Consider the following 4,876-nt stretch of genomic DNA (forward strand, 5'->3'; position numbering starts at 1 on the left):
CGCAGGGCCGAGCCCGGCGGCGGCGCGGTCTCGCCCTCGGCCAGGCTGACCCGGATTCGCGTCGGCGTGGCTTCCGGCGACAGCCGCGAGATCGACACCGGCGCGACCAGCAGACGCGGGCCGGCCGCGCCGGGCGAGACCACGTCGACGACGAAGCCGTCGATCACCCGCACGCTCCGCTCGACCGGCATGACCGGCGCGGCGACCCGGTCGCAGCGAACCTTGCCGGCCAAGGCGCCCGAGGCCGCGAAGGCGGCCAGGGTCAGGGGAATCGCCAGGCCGCTCCAGCGCGGCCAGCCGCGGCTCCAGACCGCGAGCACGGCCAGGGCCAGCGCCACCAGGGCCAGCAGCGACCAGGACGGCTCGACCTTCAGCTCCAGATAGCCGGCCGCGCCCAGGCCGAAGGCGACCGGCGCCCACAGCATCCAGCGGCCCGCGTTGAGCCTTGCCTCATCGATCGCCTGTGAAGCGAGCGCTGCGGGACTAGGACACCTTCGAACGGCCGTGCTAAGACGCGCCGCCCAGCGGCCGGCGCCTGCGTCGCGCGCAGCCGCCGAGCCTCCCGCCGCCCCCGCGGCCTCCAGACCGTCAGCTTCGAAGCCTATGTCCAGTTCCTCCCCCGCCCCCAGCGGCGTCGTCACCCGCTTCGCCCCGTCGCCGACCGGCTTCCTGCATATCGGCGGCGCCCGAACGGCGCTGTTCAACTGGTTATATGCACGCCATACGGGTGGGAAGTTCCTTATTCGCGTCGAAGACACCGACCGCGAGCGTTCGACCGAAGCGGCCGTGGCCGCGATCTTCGAAGGCCTCGACTGGCTGGGCATGAAGTCCGACGAGGAAGTCGTCTTCCAGTACAGCCGCGCCGACCGCCATCGGGCCGTCGTCGAGGAAATGCTGGCGGCCGGCCGCGCCTATCGCTGCTGGATGACCGTCGAGGAACTGGCCGCCGCGCGCGAACTGGCCCGAGCCGGCGGGCCGGCCCTGCGCTCGCCCTGGCGCGACGCCCCGCCGCCCAGCGATCCCACCCTGCCGCACGTCATCCGTTTCAAGGGCCCCACCGAGGGCACGACCCTGGTCGACGACCAGGTCAAGGGTCCGGTGACCTTCAACAACGCCGACCTGGACGACCTGGTCCTGCTGCGCGCTGACGGCGCACCGACCTACAATCTGGCCGTGGTGGTCGACGACCACGACATGGGCGTCACCCACGTGATCCGCGGCGACGACCACCTGAACAACGCCGCCCGCCAGACCCTGATCTACCAGGCCAATGGCTGGACCGTGCCGGCCTTCGGCCACATCCCGCTGATCCACGGCCCCGACGGCGCCAAGCTCAGCAAGCGCCATGGCGCGCAAGCCGTCGGCGAGTTCGCCGACATGGGCTACATCCCCGAGGGCATGCGCAACTACTTGGCGCGCCTGGGCTGGGGCCACGGCGACGACGAGGTGTTCAACGACGAGCAGGCGATCAGCTGGTTCGACGTCAAGGACGTGGTCAAGGCCCCTGCCCGCCTGGACTGGGCCAAGCTGAACTTCATCAACGGCCAGCACCTGCGCCAGGCCGACGACGCGCGCCTGACCGCCCTGACGCTGAAGGCCCTGACCGCCGCCGGGACCGACCTGCCGGCCGACGCCGAAGCCCGCATCGCCGGCGCCGTTCCGCAGGTCAAGGAAGGCGCCAAGACCATCCTGGAGTTGGGCGAACACGTGGCGTTCGCGCTCAAGGTGCGCCCGCTGACGCTCGAAGAAAAAACCGCCAAGCAGCTTTCCGAGGAAACGGTCGCGCGCCTCGCACGACTTCGTGACCAGTTGGCCGCCGCTCCGGTCTGGGGCGTTTCGGAGCTGGAGACGCTGTTGAAATCGTTCGCGGAATCGGAGGCTGTCGGCTTCGGCAAGTTCGGCCCGCCGCTGCGCGGAATCCTCACCGGCGGGGCCCAGGCGCCCGACCTGAACAAGATCATGACCGCCCTTGGTCGTGACGAGTCGCTGGGGCGTCTTGACGACGCGCTGGCGTCGCGCGCATGAGGCGCTATAACGCACCCGCGAAATACAAAACTGGACTGATCGTTCCATTATTGAAAGGGTCTCTCGCATGACCGACAAAGCCACGCTGACGATCGGCGATAAGAGCTACGACCTGCCGATCCTCAAGGGCAGCACGGGTCCGGACGTTCTGGACATCCGCAAGGTCTATGGCGAAAGCGACCACTTCACCTTCGATCCGGGCTTCACCTCGACCGCGTCGTGCGAGAGCAAGATCACCTATATCGACGGCGACGCCGGCGTTTTGCTGCACCGCGGCTATCCGATCGACCAGCTGGCCGAGAAGTCGTCGTTCCTCGAAGTCTGCCACCTGCTGCTGAACGGCGAACTGCCGACGGCCGCCGAACTGGCCAAGTTCGAGAACAACATCACCTACCACACGATGCTGCACGCGCAGTTCGACCGGTTCTTCGAAGGCTTCCGTCGCGACGCCCACCCGATGGCCGTCATGACCGGCGCCGTGGGCGCCCTGTCGGCCTTCTACGCCGACAGCATGAACGTCGACGACGCCCGCGAGCGTGAGATCAGCGCTCATCGCCTGATCGCCAAGATGCCGACGATCGCCGCCCGCGCCTACAAGTACACGATCGGCCAGCCGTTCGTGTCGCCGCGCAACGACCTGTCGTACTCGGAAAACTTCCTGCGCATGTGCTTCTCGGTGCCGGCCGAGGACTGGAAGCCGAACCCGGTCCTGACCCGCGCCATGGACCGCATCTTCATCCTGCACGCCGACCACGAGCAGAACGCCTCGACCTCGACCGTCCGTCTGGCCGGTTCGTCGGGCGCTCACCCGTTCGCCTGCATCGCCGCCGGCATCGCCTGCCTGTGGGGGCCGTCGCACGGCGGCGCCAACCAGGAAGCCCTGGAGATGCTCGAGCAGATCGGCACGGTCGACAAGATCCCCGAATTCATCGAGGGCGTGAAGGCCCGCAAGCACAAGCTGATGGGCTTCGGCCACCGCGTGTACAAGAACTTCGACCCGCGCGCGAAGGTCATGCAGAAGACCTGCCACGAGGTCCTCGGCCAGCTTGGCATCAACGACCCGCTGCTCGAAGTGGCCATGGAGCTGGAAAAGATCGCGCTCAGCGATCCGTTCTTCATCGAGCGCAAGCTGTACCCGAACATCGACTTCTATTCGGGCATCACCCTGCGCGCGATGGGCTTCCCGACCAACATGTTCACCGTGCTGTTCGCCCTGGCCCGCACCGTCGGCTGGATCAGCCAGTGGAAGGAAATGTTCGAGGATCCGACCCGCAAGATCGGCCGTCCGCGTCAGCTCTACACGGGCTCGACCCAGCGCGACTACATCGACGTCGAAAAGCGCGGCTAAGCGCTTCTTCCGGCTTTGGAATTACGGAAAGGCCTCGCGAAAGCGAGGCCTTTTTGTTTGCGCGCCAGCATTGCGCCGCGTTGCGGACGCGAGTGCATGCGACTAAGCGTTGACTTCTGTAGCGCTTGGGAAGGGTCGCGTAATGTCTGGTTTCACGCCGCTGCGGCTGTGCGGCCTGGGCGTCTACGAACCCCGACAGGCCCTGGTCTCCGACGAGCTGGACGCCCGCTACGGCCGCGAGGCCGGCTTCACCCAATCCCAATTCGGCCTGACCTCGCGCCGCTTCGCCTCGCCCGACGAGACCGCCTCGATGATGGGGGCTGCGGCGGCGCGCGACGCCCTGGCGGCGGCCGGCTGGGCCGATGGCGAGTTCGACGTGCTGATCGGGGCCGGCGGGGTGATGGAGCAGCCGATCCCCGGCACCTCGATCCTGGTGCAGCAGGCCTTGGGCCTGGGCCGCTCGGGCATCAGCGCCTTTGACGTCAACCAGAGCTGCCTGTCGTTCCTGGCGGCGCTGGACGTGGCGGCCATGGGTTTCGCCACCCGGCGCTGGCGGCGGGCCCTGGTGGTCTCCAGCGACATCGCCTCGGCGGGGCTGGACTGGCGCCAGCCGACGGCCAGCGCGATCTTCGGCGACGGCGCGGCAGCTGCGTGCCTCGAAGCCGGCGACGACGCCGACGGCCCCGCCCTGCTGGCCCGCCGGTTCGAGAGCTATGGCGAGGGCCGGGACCTGGCCACCCTGAAGGCCGGCGGCTCGCGCGTGCGGCTGGAGGACGGGCTGGAGGCCTTCGAGGACGCCGCCAAGTTCCACATGGACCCATTCGGCATCTTCAAGGCCGCCGCCAAGCGGCTGCCGCCGGTGATCGACAAGGTGCTGGAGGACGCCGGCCTGGACCGGGAGAGCGTCGACCTGATCGTGCCGCACCAGGCCAGCCGGCCGGGCCTGGATCACCTGCGCAAGCTGGTCGGCGGGGATCCGGCCCGGGTGGTCGACGTGTTCGGCGAGCACGGCAACCAGATCGCCGCCTCCATTCCCACCGCTCTGCACAGCGCCTGGCGCGAGCGGCGGCTGACGCCGAGCTCGAGCGTGCTGCTGGTCGGCACGGCCGCCGGCATCAGCATCGGCGCGATGGTCCTGCGGGTCTGATGCGCCAGGCGCTCGTCACCGGCGCCACGGGCGGGCTGGGCCTGGCCCTGACCGCCGCCCTGCTGGCGGAAGGCTACGCGGTGCGGGCGACGGGGCGCGACGCCGGCGCTGTCGAGCGCCTGCGCGCCATGGGCGTCGAGACGATCGAGGCCGACCTGGTCGCCGATCCGGGTCGCGCCGCTGATCTCTGCCGGGGCGTCGAGGTGGTGTTCCACGCGGCGGCCCTGTCCAGCCCCTGGGGACCGGACGAGGCCTTCGAGCGGGCCAATGTGGGCATGACCCGCGACCTGCTCGCCGCCGCCCGCGCCGCCGGCTGCGAGGGGCTGGTCTTCGTCTCCTCGCCGTCGATCTACACC

Annotated in this window: 4 protein-coding genes and 1 pseudogene; 4 read left to right on the top strand and 1 reads right to left on the bottom strand. The window is 69.3% G+C overall.

The window, feature by feature from the left end; translation table 11 throughout:
* Positions 1-425 (bottom strand): annotated as a pseudogene (locus DMC18_RS26315) (competence protein ComEC); the annotation flags it as partial.
* Positions 426-603: 178 nt separating this feature from the next.
* On the opposite strand from DMC18_RS26315, the gene gltX reads away from it, so the two are divergent.
* The 4 genes from gltX to DMC18_RS24190 form a co-directional block, all read left to right on the top strand.
* Positions 604-2,025 carry a glutamate--tRNA ligase gene (gene gltX, locus DMC18_RS24175; protein WP_110120394.1) on the top strand — a complete coding sequence of 474 codons (1,422 nt, stop codon included), beginning with the start codon at positions 604-606 and terminating at the stop codon, positions 2,023-2,025.
* 67 nt (positions 2,026-2,092) lie between these two features.
* Positions 2,093-3,373 carry a citrate synthase gene (gltA, locus tag DMC18_RS24180; RefSeq protein WP_109102818.1) on the top strand — a complete coding sequence of 427 codons (1,281 nt, stop codon included), beginning with the start codon at positions 2,093-2,095 and terminating at the stop codon, positions 3,371-3,373.
* Between the two features lie 142 nt (positions 3,374-3,515).
* The gene (locus DMC18_RS24185; RefSeq protein WP_110120393.1) at positions 3,516-4,520 is read left to right on the top strand and encodes a 3-oxoacyl-[acyl-carrier-protein] synthase III C-terminal domain-containing protein; all 1,005 of its coding nucleotides are present in this window, start codon (positions 3,516-3,518) and stop codon (positions 4,518-4,520) included.
* Positions 4,520-4,876 (top strand): NAD(P)-dependent oxidoreductase (locus DMC18_RS24190; protein WP_146218197.1); only part of this gene is annotated, 357 nt, incomplete at its 3' end. The genes DMC18_RS24185 and DMC18_RS24190, both read left to right, overlap by 1 nt.

This window comes from Caulobacter sp. D5 (genome assembly GCF_003185805.1).
Taxonomy (GTDB): domain Bacteria; phylum Pseudomonadota; class Alphaproteobacteria; order Caulobacterales; family Caulobacteraceae; genus Caulobacter.